The sequence below is a fragment of the Lentisphaera araneosa HTCC2155 genome, assembly GCF_000170755.1.
Classification (GTDB): domain Bacteria; phylum Verrucomicrobiota; class Lentisphaeria; order Lentisphaerales; family Lentisphaeraceae; genus Lentisphaera; species Lentisphaera araneosa.
Genome location: NZ_ABCK01000003.1, coordinates 45,069 through 61,010, shown reverse-complemented (window position 1 = coordinate 61,010; position 15,942 = coordinate 45,069). Strand labels below are relative to the sequence as shown.

Genomic DNA, 15,942 nt, shown 5'->3' with positions numbered 1-15,942 from the left:
TGCTAAAATCAGCAAAACCAACATCCTTGGACTAAACTCCTTGTTGAACCTCTCCTTAAAACTCATCGCTCAAACATCTTCTGCATAATTATCTAAAACAGAGAAACGAGGCAATGTCAATGAATCGGAAATAAAATCCCAAAACCACAAAAAAAGCGGCGCTAATAAAGAGCTAATAATAATTGAAGGCAGCATAAACTTCGTCATTAACCACGGTGATGAAAGTCCAAACTCCAAAAGATAGGCGGGCAATAGAGCACAAAAAATAGGCAATATCTGAGGAGGGAAGCTTTGGCAATCCCCCATATCACGCCAAAGGTAGGCGACAAAAAAGGCACCTAAACTAAACAAAGCATTATTATACGAACATATTGCACTGACTAGAACCAACAAAATAGCCGAAGCAATTAGCGACTGATAAATCCCCCTAGAAACAGTGAGGTAGAAGACATAAATCGCAGATAAAGGCAAGAAAAAACCTTTGCTAGCACAAAAGCTTTCCGCCCAAGCCACAAAAAAAAAGTTAAGCAAGTAAAAACTTAAGGCCCGGAAAATCATTTTTCAGCATCCACAATTAAACTTACATAGCCTGCCTCGGTTAGGGGAGCAAGTAATTCTACATAAGCCCTCTGAACAACTTCATCACGCTCAGTTCTAACTACGCGAGCAATTTGTAAGCCTTTCGGAATACCCAAGGTGCCCGTACTTTGCAAAAGCATTCCTTCTTTAATTTCAGCGTCACGAGGCAAGTAATCTACGAGGCACAGCAAACGTCCAGATTTTTTTGATTCATTTTGATACTCTCCTCTCAAAAGGCCATTCCAAGGCGTACCTTTTATATTGACCGCAAACTCTTCTTCTGAGCTCAAAAATGTTTTTATGCGCAAACTCTCCTTATTCTCTCGTCGCGCTTTACCAATTAAATAGCCCCCTATCATCACTCCGTAATTTTGCTTAATGGCTTTCGAGCCTGCCGTTTGAACACTAAATTCATAGTTCCATGTTTTGGGATGACGTTGATAGATGGGAAGGACTTCTGTCGTATAGAAATTAATGTTTTTTAACTTGAGTTGCCTACGCAACTCACTATTTTCTTCTTTGAGGCGAAGCAATTCATTCTCGTCAAATGTTTTCTGTGATAGCTGACGACGAAACTCACGGTTCTCTTCACGTACAGTCATTTCTGTGACGAAAGATTCTTCAGGTAAAAAAGGGCTGAAAAAACTTTTTATTAAGGGGTCTAAGGCAGGAAAAAGCTTTGGCAGTGCCAAAATAACCACAACGCAAAAGAGGACAAAAGACAAGCCTGCCTTAAACCACTTAATCACGGTAAAGGTCACTCACAGACATAATCATGATTGTTTGGTCATCGGATTGAGGATAATCACCAGTGAAACGCTGAATATCATTCAGTAGCCCCATTGCCTGATCTTTACTACTCCCCTCATGATGACACCAAGTTTCTTTCAACCTAGGCAAACTATATTCCGCTCCATCTTCATTCTCAGCTTCAGTTAAACCATCCGTGTAGAACAGGAAGCAAAACCCTTCTTGCATAGCCATTGAGAACGTATCGAAACTCACTCCCATATCATTTGGCATCAAGCCAATTGCAGGACCCTCTGGAACAATTTCAAAAACTTCACCGCCTTCATTTTTAAGGAGCACTTCAGTATGACCGGCACGAGCCATTTCCATAGTGTTATTACTCGAATCCGCTAAACAGAAGACCATGGTCACAAAACGCGCCATATCGGTATCTTGAACCAAATATTGATTCAACTCTAAGAGTAAACTTTCCATGTCAGTAAAACGAGAACAAATTGCTCGCAATACTGAACGAGTCATAATCATAATAAGACAAGCCGGTAGACCTTTACCACTAGCGTCTGCAAGTACAAACAAAGTTCGATGCTCATCAATTTTAATAAAGTCGTAAAAATCGCCACTCACTTCCTTGGCTGGAATATTATGAGCAAAAATATCTAAGTGAGCGAAATTGGGCATTTCTTCTGGTGTCAAAGTCTGCTGAATTTGTCTCGCGAACTCAAGCTCTTGTTGCATTCTTTGCTGATCGGCCATCTGACTATAAGTTTCGATCATATTTTTAGAAAGCGTTGCGACCACCGCTAAGGAGGCAAAAAGTTCTAAGTCATCCTGCTCAAAACGCCCACTCACACCTTGAGAATTCACGGCACAGATCATACCCTGCATTTCGTCAAACAAGACAATGGGAACGACCATCAATGATTTGATTCCTGCTTCCACCTGACTTTCTGAGAGTTCGTACTCACCCACCAAAGTCGGTTTCATGTTTTTAGATATCTTCCCAAAAAAACCATCCCCAATAACAAATTTCCTTTCGAGAATTGAGGCAATATCAACTTTTTCTCCACCCTCAAAAGCTGTCATTGAAGGAAAGGGACCTATTGACGTAACGGCGTCCATCGTTTTCTCATCATCATTGGTGAAAAATATACAAAGTGATTCAGCGTGAATCGTACTTACAATAAAGCGTCCCAAAGACACCATCGTGGAATCAATATTCCCACCTGCCATTGCTACCGAGTGGGCAAAACGATTCAGGAAATTCGCTACAGCTTTGCGATCTTCGCCATAACGGCGATTGGCTTCCTGTAACTCCCGTATTTTCAACAAGTGAATAACCACTAATATACAAATGATTATCCCCAGAAGAACGTAGATGAAAATTTCCATTGAACTCCGATAGTGTGCAATTAATTATTTTTTTGGTTCATTAACTAATCTATGTGCCTTTGTCAAAAAATCCCTTTCTCAAATGCAGAATAAGTCATGAAAATCTTTACATTTTTCACAATTTACGCAGCCTTAATTCATTGCCTATTACGATAGGATTTTTTCAAACTTAAGTTAGATTGATTGAAACTGCTCAATTTTAGGAAATAACGCAATGAAACAATACCTCGATTTACTCGATCACGTCATAAAAAATGGCGTTGACAAAAGTGACCGTACTGGAACAGGCACACGTAGTGTTTTCGGTCACCAGATGCGCTTCAATCTTCAAGATGGCTTTCCTTTAGTCACCACAAAAAAATGCCACTTAAGATCGATTATTCACGAGTTATTATGGTTTCTCACCGGAGACACCAATATTAAGTATTTAAAAGATAATGGCGTTTCAATTTGGGATGAATGGGCTGACGAAGAAGGCAATCTCGGGCCCGTATATGGCTACCAATGGCGTAGCTGGAAAACTCCCGATGGCCGTACAATTGACCAAATCGCACAGCTTATTGAAACGATTAAAACTAAGCCTGATTCACGCCGACTCATTGTAAGTGCATGGAATGTCTCTGATGTGGATAACATGGCCTTACCTCCATGCCATAGCTTGTTTCAGTTTTATGTTGCCGATAACAAACTTTCTTGCCAGCTCTATCAACGTTCCGCAGATATTTTTCTAGGCGTACCCTTTAATATTGCTTCCTATGCTCTACTCACGATGATGGTCGCTCAAGTCTGCGACTTAGAATACGGCGACTTCGTTCACACTTTTGGTGACGCTCATATCTACAGCAATCATTTTGAACAAGCTAAACTACAACTCAGCCGTGACACACGCCCTCTGCCGACAATGAAAATCAATCCCGATGTCAAAGATATCTTCTCTTTCACTTTCGAAGATTTCACTTTAGAAGGCTATGACCCCCACCCTCACATTAAGGCTCCGGTTGCCATATGAAAACAAGCATGATCTGTGCCATGGCGAGCAACCGTGGTATCGGCTATAAAAACACTTTACCTTGGCGACTCAGCAATGACCTCCAACATTTCAAAGCTCTCACTATGGGCAAGGCTATTGTCATGGGTCGTAAAACTTACGAATCTATTGGACGCCCCTTACCTGGAAGACGAAACTTAATTCTCTCACGTGATCCAAATTTAGAAATCCCTGGAACTGAATGTTTCACGTCCTATGATGAGATTCGTGAAAACTGTGCTCAGGAAGAAGAAGTCTTCATCATTGGCGGGGCACAAATTTACGAAATCCTTTTTGACGAAGTCGACACACTCCATCTAACGCTAATCGATGCCGAAATCGTAGCAGATGCTTTCTTCCCTGAATTCGACCACAGCCAGTGGAAAGAAACTTCTCGAGAGCGCCATAAAGCCGATAGCAAAAACGATTATGACTACAGCTTTGTCACTTTAGAAAAAGTCTAAAACGACTCAAACAACGCTTTACCACCGATTTATTCCAAGTAATTACCTTACGGAATATTTTTACCCCAAAGCTTTACAACTAAAATTTGCCTCTACAAGCTCCATGTATTAATGTCACTCTCAATGGACGAAATATTAATACTGGAGGAACAGTAATGAAGAGAAGCAAGAACGCCATAGAAGAAATAGTTGTCGAAGACGAAGAGTTTTATAACGCTCCACAAGTCGACAAAGTTAAAGGCAAACAACTAAGCCTTGAAAGCCAAGTTGTCATCAGCATTTTGGCAGGTGTTAACTTTGCCCTATTTTACTTTTTAATCTTTATGATTCAATAGAACTAATTTAAATAAAAAAAATGGCCTCTCAAACGAGAGGCCATTTTTTTTACGTTGAGTGAGACTTACTTGTACTCTTCGTGACAAGCTTTACATGCAGCGCCAACGTCTTTCCAGCTCTTAGCAATTGCATCATAGTCTTTACCTTCGAGAACTTTCTTGTAGTCTTCGAGAGCTTTTAACATTTTTACATTGAAATCATTGAACATTTTTTCGCTATGCTTAATGTCTTTCATACCATTATACTCTTCGATGAGTTCCATCGAGTACTTATTCCAATCAGCGTTCTTATAATCTTTTTTCTTATCCAAACGCTTAAGTTTTTTAGCTGCACCAAGCTCTTCCATAATAGCTAAAACTTTGTCATCTACACTTTCTGCATAGGTAGCTGAACCCATGAAACAAGCCATACCAAGTAACATTAATTTTTTCATATTTTTTTTTCCTTTGCGTTATTATATCAATTGCCTACAATTTTTCAGAACATACCGCATTTTTCCATAAAAACAAAAAGCGAGTGCATATGCACTCGCTTTTTTAAACTATTTTAAGTAAAAAACTTAAATAATCTCTTTCATTGCAGTCATGTAACCACGAAGTTCTTCACCAACTTTTTCACAGCCAGTACTGCGAAGAGCGCGGTTAATTTCAACGATCTGCTTATTATTAACAGAGTTTGAACCACCTTCGTTGTACTCTTTACCAATAACTGAAGTGTCGATTGACTTCATGAAATCAGTGAGGAGTGGCACACATGCGTGTGAGAAAAGGTAGCAACCGTATTCAGCCGTATCAGAGATAACACGATTCATTTCGTAAAGCTTCTTACGAGCGATTGTGTTAGCGATGAGTGGAGTCTCGTGAAGTGACTCGTAGTAAGCCGACTCTTCTTTGATACCAGCTTCAACCATTGCATCAAAAGCAAGATCCACACCAGCAGCTACGAAAGCAACCATAAGAACACCTTTGTCGAAGTATTCTTGCTCAGAAATTTCTACGTCGCCAGCAGGAGTTTTCTCGAAATCAGTTTGACCTGTTTCTTCTCTCCAAGTGAGAAGCTTAATATCGTCCTTAGCCCAGTCAGCCATCATGCCTTCTGAGAAGTCGCCCTCAATGATATCATCCATGTGCTTCTCAAAAAGTGGGCGCATGATTGTTTTCAACTCAGTGATGAGCTCGAAACATTTAACTTTTGCAGGATTAGAAAGACGATCAACCATACCACTTACACCACCAATCTTAAGTGCTTCAGTGATTGTTTCCCAACCGTATTGAATGAACTTAGAAGCCCAGCCAGCATCGATACCTTCTTCAACCATTTTGTTGAAAGAAAGGATAGAACCCGCCTGGAGTAGACCGCAAAGAATTGTTTGCTCGCCCATGAGGTCAGATTTTACTTCAGCAACGAAAGATGACATGAGAACGCCAGCACGATCGCCACCAGTACCACAGCAGTAAGCCTTAGCAATATCAAGGCCATCGCCGTTAGGATTATTTTCACGGTGAACGGCGATAAGAGTTGGCACACCAAAACCACGCTTGTACTCGTTGCGAACTTCTGAACCAGGAGACTTAGGAGCCACCATTACGACCGTGATATCTTCACGGATCTGCATCCCTTCCTCTACAACATTGAAACCGTGTGAGTAAAGAAGAGTCGAACCATCTTTCATAAGAGGCATAACTGTTTCAACAACGTTTGTGTGCTGTTTATCAGGAGTGAGGTTAGCTACGAGATCCGCAGATGGGATGAGCTCTTCATAAGTACCAACTACAAAACCGTTCTCAGTCGCATTAAGGAAAGACTGACGCTTAGATTCGATTGCCGCGCCACGGAGTGCGTAAGAAACGTCAAGACCTGAATCGCGAAGATTTAAACCTTGATTAAGACCTTGAGCACCGCAACCAACGATAACGATTTTTTTGCCTTTAAGCTTTTCAACGCCGTTGAATTCGCTTTTTGACATAAAGCGGCAAGTACCGAGTTCTTCCAGCTTAATTCTCTGGGGTAAAGTATTGTAGTAGTTCATTAATAAACCTCTGTGTATATTATATTAGATTTTAAGAGCAAGCAAGTTTACACGCCAAAGTCATTTTTTCAAAAGCAGAAAGTCGCCTTGTTTTAAAAAAGAATTCAACGCTTCATCGGCACCCTATTGAGGCCATTAATTTCGGTGATTTTAAACTTAGCACCAAAGATTTCTACCGATTTCGACGAATTGTATTTCCAGTCATAAATCGGCCCCTCATAAACATCGTCCAAAGCAATAAACCAATACCAAAAACCATCAATGGTTTTCTGGACTCTTTGCTCCCACGTCAAATTGCTGTAAGCACTATTTCTACGGTAAGAATATTTATCGTCATCATCTAGGTCTTGAAAAAAGCTTCCACAGCTACACAAGACAACACACATGGATAAAAGTAAAAGGAGTCGGACTTTTTTCATAATTTCCAAAATTTTATATACTTTGTTAAATATCACTTTAGTCTTTGCAGGCTTCAGTTAACGAAACACATCAATAAAGATGAAAACAATTTTATATAAAGACTCTCTGAACACTGCTACCAATTCAAAACTATACGAATAGGCTGAAAAGCCAAAAGAAAGTTAATCTTTAGCCATAGTTCTTAACAGAAAAATGACCAAAATCATTCTTTATCTTTCTTGCACTTGACTCACCCTATAATTATATTTTAACGAATTCAAATGTGTGTTTACCTCTTCCTAATGATTTATCGTCCTTTTTAACTTCTGCGTCACACATTCCCCTAACTAGATTAAAACTTATATAGAGATAGAAATGTTTTCGAATAAAATTATCGTCGGCAGCGAGGAGTGGTGCGGTTTTTCACAACTTGGAGTACCCGCAATTAAAGCAAGAGTAGATTCCGGTGCCAAAACTTCATCAATTCACGCTTTTAATATCAAAACTTTTAAAAGGGATTCCTGCACTTGGGTCAGCTTTGATATCCATCCTGTTCAAAACAATAGAAAAACAGTCGTTCATTGCCAGGCTCCTGTCATTGATAAACGCCTAATTAAAAGTTCCAATGGAACAACAGAAAGACGATATGTCATTCGCACCCCCATCTCCTACAATGGAGAAAGCTGGGAAGTGGAACTCACCTTAACAAATCGCGACTCGATGGGCTATAGAATGCTTCTTGGAAGAGAGGCTATGCATGACAGAATTCTTGTCGACCCTTCAAGTAGCTTTTTGGGTGGAGATAAAGATTCTAATGAAGTGCACAAACTCTACGGCTCATCCGATAGCCAACCCAATGGACTAAACATTGGCCTTCTAGCTAGCGATCCGGAATTATATAGTAATCGCCGAATCATAGAAGCCGCCGAATCACGAGGGCACAGAATTACCTTTTTCAACATCAAGCAATGCTACCTAAAACTCGATGCCGAAACACCTGAAGTTCACTATCGAGGTGGCAGTATACTAAATAGCTTAGATGCCATCATACCAAGAATCAGACCTAGCTTAACCTTTTATGGCTGTGCTCTAACGCGACATTTTCAAAGCCTAGGTATTTATCCACTAAACACTGCAGAAGCTATTACTCAGTCTAGAGATAAACTTTTTTCACTACAACTACTTCAGCGCAGTGGCCTACAGATTCCAACTTCCGGTTTTGCCAACTCACCAATTGACACAACTGACCTCATCGATATGGTTGGTGGAGCTCCTTTAATCATTAAATTACTTGAAGGTACTCAAGGCCGTGGCGTTGTACTTGCAGAAACAAAGAAAGCATCAGAATCGGTTATCAATGCCTTTAAATCACTACGCGCAAACCTACTCGTTCAGGAATTCATTAAAGAAGCTAATGGAAAAGACTTACGCCTTTTTGTTATCAATGGAAAAGTCGTAGCCGCCATGCAGCGAACCGCTGCTCCTGGCGAGTTCCGCGCTAATGTTCACCAAGGTGGGTCGACAGAAGTTGTAAAAGTCACTCCTGATGAGAGGAAAATTGCCTTGAAAGCAGCAAAGACTTTAGGCCTCGCAGTAGCTGGTGTGGATATTATTCGCTCGAGTCGCGGGCCTCTTCTTCTAGAAGTCAATTCTTCTCCAGGCTTGGAAGGAATTGAAACCGCCACGGGCAAAGACATCGCTGCAGAAATGATTTATGCTATTGAGAAAAAGCTTAAGTGGACTCTAAAGGCTTAACATCCTCAGAACTTATGGAGGTTGCTATAAACCGTCTCGAGTTTATCGGACTCCAGCTGACTTGCTGGAGTTACGGTGCGCTGACCCATGGGAATGCGACCAAAGAACCATAAATTCCAAAAGCCCATTGGCGTCTGAGGATTCCTATGCAAAAGCTCTGTAAAGGTTTCGATCTGCCCTACTTCAATTCCTAGAGCGTGACGATAAACATCATAGGCAAACTTTGAACAAAACTGCTTTTTACTATCATAATTAAATCGAAAATGATACCACAAACCCATGCGAGATTCTGCTTCTTTTTGTAACTTGAGTAACTGCTTGCTTTCTAAACCACCCTTCAAGCGCCTAACTTCTAAGCGCCCCCCTTCAGAGCGATCCACAAAACTACGAAAATCTGAATAGGTACTGCGAGGAACTTTACTTTCGGCCACCACAAAAGAACCATCATCATTTTGATCTATGATAAGTCCCACATGAGAACTCCAACTGCAACTCGTATCTGCCACCTTTTTGTAGAGAATATTATCAATGCGCGTGAAAACAAAATCCCCCGGCTTTACCAATGACTCAATATGTTCAATTTCTGATTGCATGTCGTTTCCCTCGATTTATTAATTTCATGCCTAAGCATATTCCATCTTTCCATTAATTTAAAGAAATATTTTCACTACTCAGATTCACTTTTATCAATACTCAGCTCTTTTACTCGGCTTAATTAGGAAATCGATACTTTGAGCCTATATTGCTCGAAATTTATTTAATAAAGGAAAATCAAATGTCAAAAGACAGAATGCGTAGCGTGGATTCAACGATCCAAAAAGAGCTCAGTTCAGTATTCATCCGAGAGGTCTTCCCCTGCTTCGAATGCCTCATTACCGTAACTGGCGTTAAAACATCTGCTGATCTCAGGCACTGCAACGTCTACGTCAGCGTGATGGGGTCAAACCAACAAAAAGAAGACGTCATTCGTTTTCTCCGCGACCGCTCAGAAGAGTTCTTTAATCACCTCAGTAAGCGTATTCGCATGAAGTTCACCCCAGTGATTCACTGGCATTGTGATGACACACCAGAAACGGCTGATCGTCTTTCTTCACTCATCGATTCTATTGATATCCCTAGCGAAGACGAAGACTAAATGGGACGTCGCCGTAGAAAAAACCCCACACCAGATTTTGATGGCATCCTCCTCGTTGACAAGCCCAAAGAGTGGACATCTCATGACGTTGTCAACTTAGTTCGCAATCGTTACCGATTTAACAAAGTTGGCCACTGTGGCACACTCGATCCTTTAGCGACGGGGCTCATTGTCGTCGTTATTGGCAAAGCCACAAAACTCGCTAGCAAACTTACTTCCGATGATAAAACTTATATCACTGAAATGACTTTAGGTCGCGAGACAGCCTCTCATGATGAAGAAGGGGAAACAACTCGCGAAGCGAGCTTTGATCACGTGACTGAAGAACAAATCCAGCAATGCGCCAAAGATTTCACTGGCGATCAAATGCAAATTCCGCCCATGGTTTCTGCTCTCAAAAAAGATGGGAAAAAACTTTACGAGCTCGCACGCCAAGGAATTGAAGTTGAACGCGAAGCTCGCCCCGTCACTTTCCATAGTCTAGACATCGATAAAATTGATCTCCCAAAAGTTCACTTCACACTTCATTGTTCTAAAGGCTCCTATGTTCGGGTTCTTTGCCACGACATGGGAAGAAAGCTTGAGACAGCCGCATACATGAGCAATTTGCGAAGAACGCAAAGCGGACAATTCTTACTCGATAATGCCGTTGAAGTCGCTCACTTAAAAACAATTGAGCGCGAAGACGCTGAGAAATTTATTATCCCTATTGATCAAGTGGAAATAGCCGAAGACTAAAATGCTCCTCTGCCATTCTTTACAGGAACTTCAAAACCATGGCATCAATGATGTCAGCATTGCCTGTGGAAACTTTGACGGAATTCATCGCGGACATCGCAAGCTTCTCCAAAAAGCTATCGATCAAGGGAAAGAAAACAATTCCACACCAGTGGTTTTAAGTTTTTCTCCACATCCGCGAGAATTCTTTACAGGCCAATGCATCCCCACCCTCTCCTCATTAGAGAGGCGACTCAAGACTTTTGAGTCACTGGGTATCAAAGCCCTCGTCATCCTCCCTTTTAACAAAGGATTAGCCGAGACACCACCTCGTGATTTCATCAAAAATCACCTTTTAGAAAGTGGAATCAATTTGACTGACTTTTGCGTTGGTCGCGAATGGCTCTTTGGTGCAGACCGTAAGGGCGACATCAATCTTCTTCAAGAATATTCAGACCATTTTACCACTCACCCCGTAGACGAATACCTCCTCGATGGCGAAGCAGTTTCTAGCTCTCGCATCCGCAAAGCGCTCGAAGAACACAAGTTCGCCGAAGCCGAGCGCCTGCTCAGCCACAAGTGGTATCTTTCGGGCAAAGTCGTCAAAGGCCTTGGACTCGCTAGCGAAAAACTAAAAACGCCAACCGCAAATATTGATACTGGCATCCCACTCTTGCCGATATCGGGTGTGTTTGCCGTTCACGCAAAAATTGATCGCCAAGTTTACACAGGAATTTTAAATATTGGTTCCGCGCCTACTTTTCTAGAAAAACAGCAACACAACCAACATGTGGAACTTCATATCTTTGACTTTTCAGGAGAACTTTACGACAAAGAAGTGAGTATTCATATCCATAGATTTATTAGAGACGAAAAAAAGTTTGATTCACCAGATGAATTAAAAAAGCAGATCCAACATGACATTGCCCAAGCTCGTCAAATTCTGTGAACTCGATATGATGCAATCGGCAGTCATGATATGAGATTTTGGTGCGGGGGCACACAGTATTTGTCGTGAATGTAAAAAACTCCGTCCCAACTCAAATTATATCATCATAGAAGACAAAAGCTTTTTTCCCTACGGCAACAAAAGCATTGCCCAACTTGAAGAAAATTTCAGAGAAATAGCTCAGACGATCAAGAACACAAAACCTATTTCTCTCATCCTAGCCTGTAACACCGCCAGTACTCATGCCTTAGAAATTTTCAGAAACATCCTTGATTGCCCCGTCATCGGCACTGTTCCGCCTATTAAACTGGCCGTCGCTAATAGCCCAAACAAATGCATCGCACTACTCGCCACTCCGGCAACAACTCACAGCTCTTACACAAAACAACTTATTAACGATTTTGCGCAAGACGCAAAAATCCATCTCATCCCGACTCCACTCTTAGCCAGCATTAGTGAAAACTACGTCGCTAATCAATCTTTTTGCCAGGAATCACTTAGCAAAGAACTTGCGCCCCTCGCAAATATTGCAGAACTCGACACCATTGCTTTAGCTTGTACGCATTATCACCTTATTAAAGATGAAATTAGCAAGCTTTACCCTAAGTGTAAAATAATTGACTGTTCCCCAGCTATTGCTAAACAATTTGATCGAGTTTCTCCCCCAATATTCAATCAAACTCCCTTCGTCCAACGCTGCTATCTCTAATCTGCATTTGATCTAAGGCTTCCATTATGGTATGTTGGATTAATCTACAGGAGGATTTATGTATAATTTAGATGATCTAATCAAAACCGCTCTGGATGTGTCGGTCAGCATTGTTGTCAGAAGAACCGCACTCAGAAAAATTCGCACAGCGAAAAAAGGTTTAGAACTCACCAACTCTGTTATTAAGCTCGTCCAGAACATGGAGGATGAAGCACTCCAACGCGATTGCCTTAAAATTGCCGGGGACATGGCAATCTATCAAGCTTCCGACGTCATTTTTCCCATCACCCAAGGCAAAGGTATGAATAGCCGTTATGCCGTTCAAGCCCTCGGGAAAATTGGTGGCACCAAAGCCTATCACTACCTACTCAACATCGATAAAGACAAAGGGGTAAATTCCTACGATGCCAAACGCGCCATGCGTGAGATCGAACGTAAAGAGCCCAATATCAAAGAGCTCATCGAAAATGAATTAGAAGAAGTTCAAAATGCCATAGACGAATTTAAAAAATCTGCGATTATCGCGATGGAACAAGCACGCAAAGAGCCCTCCTCTGATCCAGTAAAAATCACATCAGACCCAATCAATTTAAGCTCTGATTCAGTCGACATCATATCAGATTCAAACTTTGATGATGATAGCGATAGAGAAAGCGATATTGAACTCATGGCCAGCGATCTCGAAAACCAAAAGCTTCGCAAATCACTCGCCCAAATGAAAAATAATTTCTTAGCCTCAGAGAACCTACGCTGCGAACAAGAGGAATTATTCAAAGAGGAACAGAAGCTCCGTGAATCACTGCAAACCGATCTCGACAGGCAAAAGGCTGAAACTTCAGAAGATAAATCAGAGACAATCAAAAAACTTCAAAAGGAAATCCAAAAACTCCAAAATGACCTAAGTCAAACCAATGAGGCCTTCCTCAAAGAACGTAAGCGCTGGGTCGGAGAAAAAGAACAACTCAATAAAGAGCGCATCGAATTCTCAGCAAAAAAGGCCTCACCCAAAGAAGACTCTCAGATTGAAGCACTCCAAAAGCGCATCGAAGGTCAACAAATCATTATCAATAAACTTCAGGGTGAACTCGAGAAAAAACTTAAGCTCTCATCCAAGAAGAAACTCTACAAAAGTCCCGAAGAGAAAAACAATAACGTCGGCTGCATTATAGGCGTCGTTATCGCCGTCATCTTCTTTATGACTTGTCGATAATTTATTCGACGAGCTTGAGAAGCTTTTCCATGTCAATATTCTCTTCAAAAAGATCGATAGCTCGCTGAACTTTTGCAGGACTCTTGGTATCAATCTTTGCCACGAGGTGGCTCATCTTAACGACTGCCTGATAGGTATCAAAATCAGTTGTAATCACTGGAATGCCTTGCTCTTCACATATCTTCAGAGCTTTTGAACTCACATGCCCCTTGGAAGTTAACATCACACCTGCGAGCTTAAAGTCACGACCTTGCTCACTTGCTAATTTTTGTTGATGATGCAAAGACTCTAAGAAACGGCCACGACTCACGACCAAAAGAAGATTTTCTGGAGGGTGATCGCCACTAGGATTTGAAGTACCACCCGCCAAAGCTTCATGCACTAGAGTGTTCATCGTTTCCTGAGCTCCACTAATCACTTCACCTTTTACGACTTTAACGACGTGCTTAATCGATGGATAAACAAGCTGTGAATCATAAGGCATTAGTCCGAGCAACTGCATTCCATTGGCTTCGATCCAAGGCTCCACATACTGACGAATTTTATCCATTTTTTGAGGTAGTACTTTATTGAGAATGACGCCAACAATCTGAACACCATGAGCATCGAATAAAGCTTTACAGAGGGCCAAGCGGTCAATCGTATTACCAATTCCACCTTCGAGAACTAACACCACACGGGTCTCTAAGAGCTCCGCAACACGTGCATTCGACAAGCCCACAACGGAACCAACACCAGGATGCCCAGTCCCTTCGTAGAGAGTGAATTCATAATCTTTATTGAGGGTTTCCGCCGCATGGAGAATTTTACGTTCAAGTACATCTGTTTTTGGATCATCCAAAAGTTCCGCGGTGTCGCCCGGCCCTAAAATGACGGGCGAATGAATATCTGGGATAAGTTCAAAAGTCTTCAAAGTTTCGGAAAAAAGAACCGCATCCTTGTCTACACGTTTTCCTTTAACTGTATGAAATTGCTGTCCCAAAGGTTTTGAATAACCCACTTTCACATTGCGCTTCTGCAAAGCAGCTAGCATCCCCAATGTATTTGTTGTCTTACCTACGTGTTGGCTGGTTGCAGCTATGTACAGTGACTTCATCTCTATCCTTTTTTATGCTTCGAAGTAAGCTTCGACAAGTTGTTTAAAATCTTTCATATCACGAATTTTTTCATCTCCTAGGCTCAAGTCCCCAATTAGCAAGGGACCATCTTGTAGCTTCTCAGGGTGCACTCCATGCGAACCTTTGACGAGAGTTGCATCCAATGGAATCACATCCATCAAATAACGAAAACCTAATTTTTTCTTTAAAAGTGTTTTTGCCGCACTCAGTTCACCGCCTTTGCGCATAAAGAGTTCAACGGGGTCATAACCTGGCTTACGATGAATATCCACCGCTCGCGCATAATCAGGTGCTAAACTATCATCTAACCAGTAATAATAAGTGAACCAGGCATTTTTTTCTGCTAAGCACACAATTTCACCTGAACGTTCGTGATCTAAATCATATTTTGCACGATCCGCACCACTGCATACATCGGCTATGCCATCGACTTTCTTTAAAAGTTCTTCTACTTCTGCAAGCTTAGTTTTATCATTGACGTAGACATGGGCTAGCTGGTGATCGGCAACTGCAAAAGCATCCGAAGCCCCCGCATCAAATTGTTCCTCACCGCACTCCATGCGAACTTTAATAAGTCCAGCTTTGCGAAGTTCGCGATTGATATGGATCGGCTTATCCACTTCTTGTATACCGTATTCGGAGAGGATAAGAACTTCGTAATCAAGCTCCTCGGCGCACTTGCGTAAATCGCCAATACATTCATCTAGCTCACGGACATCTTTGGCCATCGCAGGGTCATTGGGACCTAATCTCTGCAAATTGTAATCCAAATGGGGTAAGTAAACAAGTGATAAATTGGGTTTATTTTTCTTCATCACATGAATTGTGCTATCGCTAATCCATTTCGTCGATTCAATCGTCGTCATCGGCCCCCAAAACTTGAACAAGGGAAAGGTTCCAAGCTCAGCTTCCAATTCATCATTGAGCTCCATGGGGTAGGTATAAGAACCGGGGTGCTTGGCGCCATCGGCACGATAAATGGGTCGTGGTGTGGCTGACCACTCGGCGCTGGAGTACATATTGTACCACCAAAACATTTTAGCGGTCGTAAAGCTAGGATCTTTCTCACGAAGAGTTTCCCAAACTTTATCTCCAGCCACTAACTGATTCGACTGTCTCCAAAGCCAGACTTGAGCTAAATCACGGAAGTACCAACCATTGGCAACTATGCCGTGTTCTTGAGGACTCTTCCCGGTCAAAAGCGTTGCCTGTGATGTACAAGTCACCGCTGGAAGCGGCGGCTTTAAGTACTGACGATTTTTTTCGAAGTAATACTTAAGGTTAGGGCAGTCATCGTTAATTAAACTTTCCGTTAAACCGACCGCATTAATGACTAGGAGCTTTTTTTTCATTTATTTCACTTATCTTTAGCTTTA

At 41.7% G+C, this 15,942-nt stretch carries 18 protein-coding genes; 9 read left to right on the top strand and 9 right to left on the bottom strand.

Going from position 1 to position 15,942, the window contains the following annotated elements; translation table 11 throughout:
* Window positions 1-69: 69 nt before the first annotated feature.
* The 3 genes from LNTAR_RS03165 to LNTAR_RS03155 are packed head-to-tail and all read right to left on the bottom strand — an operon-like array spanning window position 70 to window position 2,718.
* Entirely contained in the window at window positions 70-513 is a 444-nt protein-coding gene (locus LNTAR_RS03165; RefSeq protein WP_162026345.1) for a hypothetical protein, read from the bottom strand.
* A 41-nt stretch (window positions 514-554) separates the two neighbouring features.
* A complete protein-coding gene (locus LNTAR_RS03160) occupies window positions 555-1,328 on the bottom strand; it encodes a rod shape-determining protein MreC (RefSeq protein WP_007277189.1) in 774 nt (257 codons plus the stop codon).
* Window positions 1,321-2,718 (bottom strand): GAF domain-containing SpoIIE family protein phosphatase, encoded by a 1,398-nt coding sequence (locus tag LNTAR_RS03155; protein WP_007277188.1) that lies wholly within the window; start codon window positions 2,716-2,718, stop codon window positions 1,321-1,323. Before LNTAR_RS03155 ends, LNTAR_RS03160 begins: the two co-directional genes overlap by 8 nt.
* A 214-nt stretch (window positions 2,719-2,932) precedes the next feature.
* Between LNTAR_RS03155 and LNTAR_RS03150 the strand changes: the two genes are divergently transcribed.
* The 3 genes from LNTAR_RS03150 (at window position 2,933) to LNTAR_RS03140 (ending at window position 4,544) form a co-directional block, all read left to right on the top strand.
* Window positions 2,933-3,727 (top strand): thymidylate synthase, encoded by a 795-nt coding sequence (locus LNTAR_RS03150; RefSeq protein WP_007277187.1) that lies wholly within the window; start codon window positions 2,933-2,935, stop codon window positions 3,725-3,727.
* The gene (locus LNTAR_RS03145; protein WP_007277186.1) at window positions 3,724-4,209 is read left to right on the top strand and encodes a dihydrofolate reductase; all 486 of its coding nucleotides are present in this window, start codon (window positions 3,724-3,726) and stop codon (window positions 4,207-4,209) included. The genes LNTAR_RS03150 and LNTAR_RS03145 overlap by 4 nt, the downstream gene beginning before the upstream one ends.
* 155 nt (window positions 4,210-4,364) lie before the next feature.
* Window positions 4,365-4,544, top strand: coding sequence for a hypothetical protein (locus tag LNTAR_RS03140; RefSeq protein ID WP_007277185.1), 180 nt, complete (start codon window positions 4,365-4,367; stop codon window positions 4,542-4,544).
* Window positions 4,545-4,609: 65 nt separating this feature from the next.
* Here LNTAR_RS03140 and LNTAR_RS03135 read toward each other — a convergent pair whose 3' ends face one another.
* From LNTAR_RS03135 to LNTAR_RS03125, 3 genes are all read right to left on the bottom strand, one after another.
* On the bottom strand, window positions 4,610-4,978 hold the full coding sequence (locus LNTAR_RS03135; protein ID WP_007277184.1) for a cytochrome c: 369 nt from the start codon (window positions 4,976-4,978) through the stop codon (window positions 4,610-4,612).
* 126 nt (window positions 4,979-5,104) lie between these two features.
* The gene (gene ilvC, locus LNTAR_RS03130; protein ID WP_007277183.1) at window positions 5,105-6,574 is read right to left on the bottom strand and encodes a ketol-acid reductoisomerase; all 1,470 of its coding nucleotides are present in this window, start codon (window positions 6,572-6,574) and stop codon (window positions 5,105-5,107) included.
* Between the two features lie 104 nt (window positions 6,575-6,678).
* Window positions 6,679-6,993 carry a hypothetical protein gene (locus tag LNTAR_RS03125; protein ID WP_007277182.1) on the bottom strand — a complete coding sequence of 105 codons (315 nt, stop codon included), beginning with the start codon at window positions 6,991-6,993 and terminating at the stop codon, window positions 6,679-6,681.
* A gap of 355 nt (window positions 6,994-7,348) precedes the next feature.
* Here LNTAR_RS03125 and rimK point away from each other — a divergent pair, with 355 nt between their 5' ends.
* On the top strand, window positions 7,349-8,728 hold the full coding sequence (rimK, locus tag LNTAR_RS03120; protein ID WP_007277181.1) for a 30S ribosomal protein S6--L-glutamate ligase: 1,380 nt from the start codon (window positions 7,349-7,351) through the stop codon (window positions 8,726-8,728).
* A 5-nt stretch (window positions 8,729-8,733) separates the two neighbouring features.
* Here the strand turns inward: rimK and LNTAR_RS03115 are convergent, their stop codons facing one another.
* The gene (locus LNTAR_RS03115) at window positions 8,734-9,321 is read right to left on the bottom strand and encodes a YiiX/YebB-like N1pC/P60 family cysteine hydrolase (RefSeq protein ID WP_007277180.1); all 588 of its coding nucleotides are present in this window, start codon (window positions 9,319-9,321) and stop codon (window positions 8,734-8,736) included.
* Window positions 9,322-9,503: 182 nt separating this feature from the next.
* On the opposite strand from LNTAR_RS03115, the gene rbfA reads away from it, so the two are divergent.
* From rbfA to LNTAR_RS03095, 5 genes are read left to right on the top strand one after another with little or no spacing between them, the layout of a single operon-like run.
* Window positions 9,504-9,863 (top strand): 30S ribosome-binding factor RbfA, encoded by a 360-nt coding sequence (gene rbfA / locus LNTAR_RS03110; RefSeq protein ID WP_007277179.1) that lies wholly within the window; start codon window positions 9,504-9,506, stop codon window positions 9,861-9,863.
* Window positions 9,864-10,601, top strand: a complete 738-nt coding sequence (gene truB, locus LNTAR_RS03105; protein ID WP_007277178.1) for a tRNA pseudouridine(55) synthase TruB — start codon at window positions 9,864-9,866, stop codon at window positions 10,599-10,601.
* Between the two features lies 1 nt (window position 10,602).
* Window positions 10,603-11,529, top strand: coding sequence for a riboflavin biosynthesis protein RibF (ribF, locus tag LNTAR_RS03100; protein WP_007277177.1), 927 nt, complete (start codon window positions 10,603-10,605; stop codon window positions 11,527-11,529).
* A gap of 58 nt (window positions 11,530-11,587) precedes the next feature.
* Window positions 11,588-12,238, top strand: a complete 651-nt coding sequence (locus tag LNTAR_RS28415) for a glutamate racemase (protein WP_083799944.1) — start codon at window positions 11,588-11,590, stop codon at window positions 12,236-12,238.
* Window positions 12,239-12,296: 58 nt separating this feature from the next.
* A complete protein-coding gene (locus LNTAR_RS03095; protein ID WP_007277176.1) occupies window positions 12,297-13,448 on the top strand; it encodes a hypothetical protein in 1,152 nt (383 codons plus the stop codon).
* 1 nt (window position 13,449) lies between these two features.
* Here LNTAR_RS03095 and LNTAR_RS03090 read toward each other — a convergent pair whose 3' ends face one another.
* Window positions 13,450-14,544 (bottom strand): AAA family ATPase, encoded by a 1,095-nt coding sequence (locus tag LNTAR_RS03090; protein WP_007277175.1) that lies wholly within the window; start codon window positions 14,542-14,544, stop codon window positions 13,450-13,452.
* Between the two features lie 12 nt (window positions 14,545-14,556).
* Window positions 14,557-15,918 (bottom strand): alkaline phosphatase family protein, encoded by a 1,362-nt coding sequence (locus tag LNTAR_RS03085; protein ID WP_007277174.1) that lies wholly within the window; start codon window positions 15,916-15,918, stop codon window positions 14,557-14,559.
* Window positions 15,919-15,942: the final 24 nt, after the last annotated feature.

Bases quoted from the DNA above. Each gene is read 5' to 3' on its own strand.
- LNTAR_RS03155 (WP_007277188.1), bottom strand. From the start codon at position 2,718: ATGGAAATTTTCATCTACGTTCTTCTGGGGATAATCATTTGTATATTA.
- LNTAR_RS03150 (WP_007277187.1), top strand. From the start codon at position 2,933: ATGAAACAATACCTCGATTTACTCGATCACGTCATAAAAAATGGCGTT.
- LNTAR_RS03145 (WP_007277186.1), top strand. From the start codon at position 3,724: ATGAAAACAAGCATGATCTGTGCCATGGCGAGCAACCGTGGTATCGGC.
- LNTAR_RS03140 (WP_007277185.1), top strand. From the start codon at position 4,365: ATGAAGAGAAGCAAGAACGCCATAGAAGAAATAGTTGTCGAAGACGAA.
- LNTAR_RS03135 (WP_007277184.1), bottom strand. From the start codon at position 4,978: ATGAAAAAATTAATGTTACTTGGTATGGCTTGTTTCATGGGTTCAGCT.
- ilvC (WP_007277183.1), bottom strand. From the start codon at position 6,574: ATGAACTACTACAATACTTTACCCCAGAGAATTAAGCTGGAAGAACTC.
- LNTAR_RS03125 (WP_007277182.1), bottom strand. From the start codon at position 6,993: ATGAAAAAAGTCCGACTCCTTTTACTTTTATCCATGTGTGTTGTCTTG.
- rimK (WP_007277181.1), top strand. From the start codon at position 7,349: ATGTTTTCGAATAAAATTATCGTCGGCAGCGAGGAGTGGTGCGGTTTT.
- LNTAR_RS03115 (WP_007277180.1), bottom strand. From the start codon at position 9,321: ATGCAATCAGAAATTGAACATATTGAGTCATTGGTAAAGCCGGGGGAT.
- rbfA (WP_007277179.1), top strand. From the start codon at position 9,504: ATGTCAAAAGACAGAATGCGTAGCGTGGATTCAACGATCCAAAAAGAG.
- truB (WP_007277178.1), top strand. From the start codon at position 9,864: ATGGGACGTCGCCGTAGAAAAAACCCCACACCAGATTTTGATGGCATC.
- ribF (WP_007277177.1), top strand. From the start codon at position 10,603: ATGCTCCTCTGCCATTCTTTACAGGAACTTCAAAACCATGGCATCAAT.
- LNTAR_RS03095 (WP_007277176.1), top strand. From the start codon at position 12,297: ATGTATAATTTAGATGATCTAATCAAAACCGCTCTGGATGTGTCGGTC.
- LNTAR_RS03090 (WP_007277175.1), bottom strand. From the start codon at position 14,544: ATGAAGTCACTGTACATAGCTGCAACCAGCCAACACGTAGGTAAGACA.
- LNTAR_RS03085 (WP_007277174.1), bottom strand. From the start codon at position 15,918: ATGAAAAAAAAGCTCCTAGTCATTAATGCGGTCGGTTTAACGGAAAGT.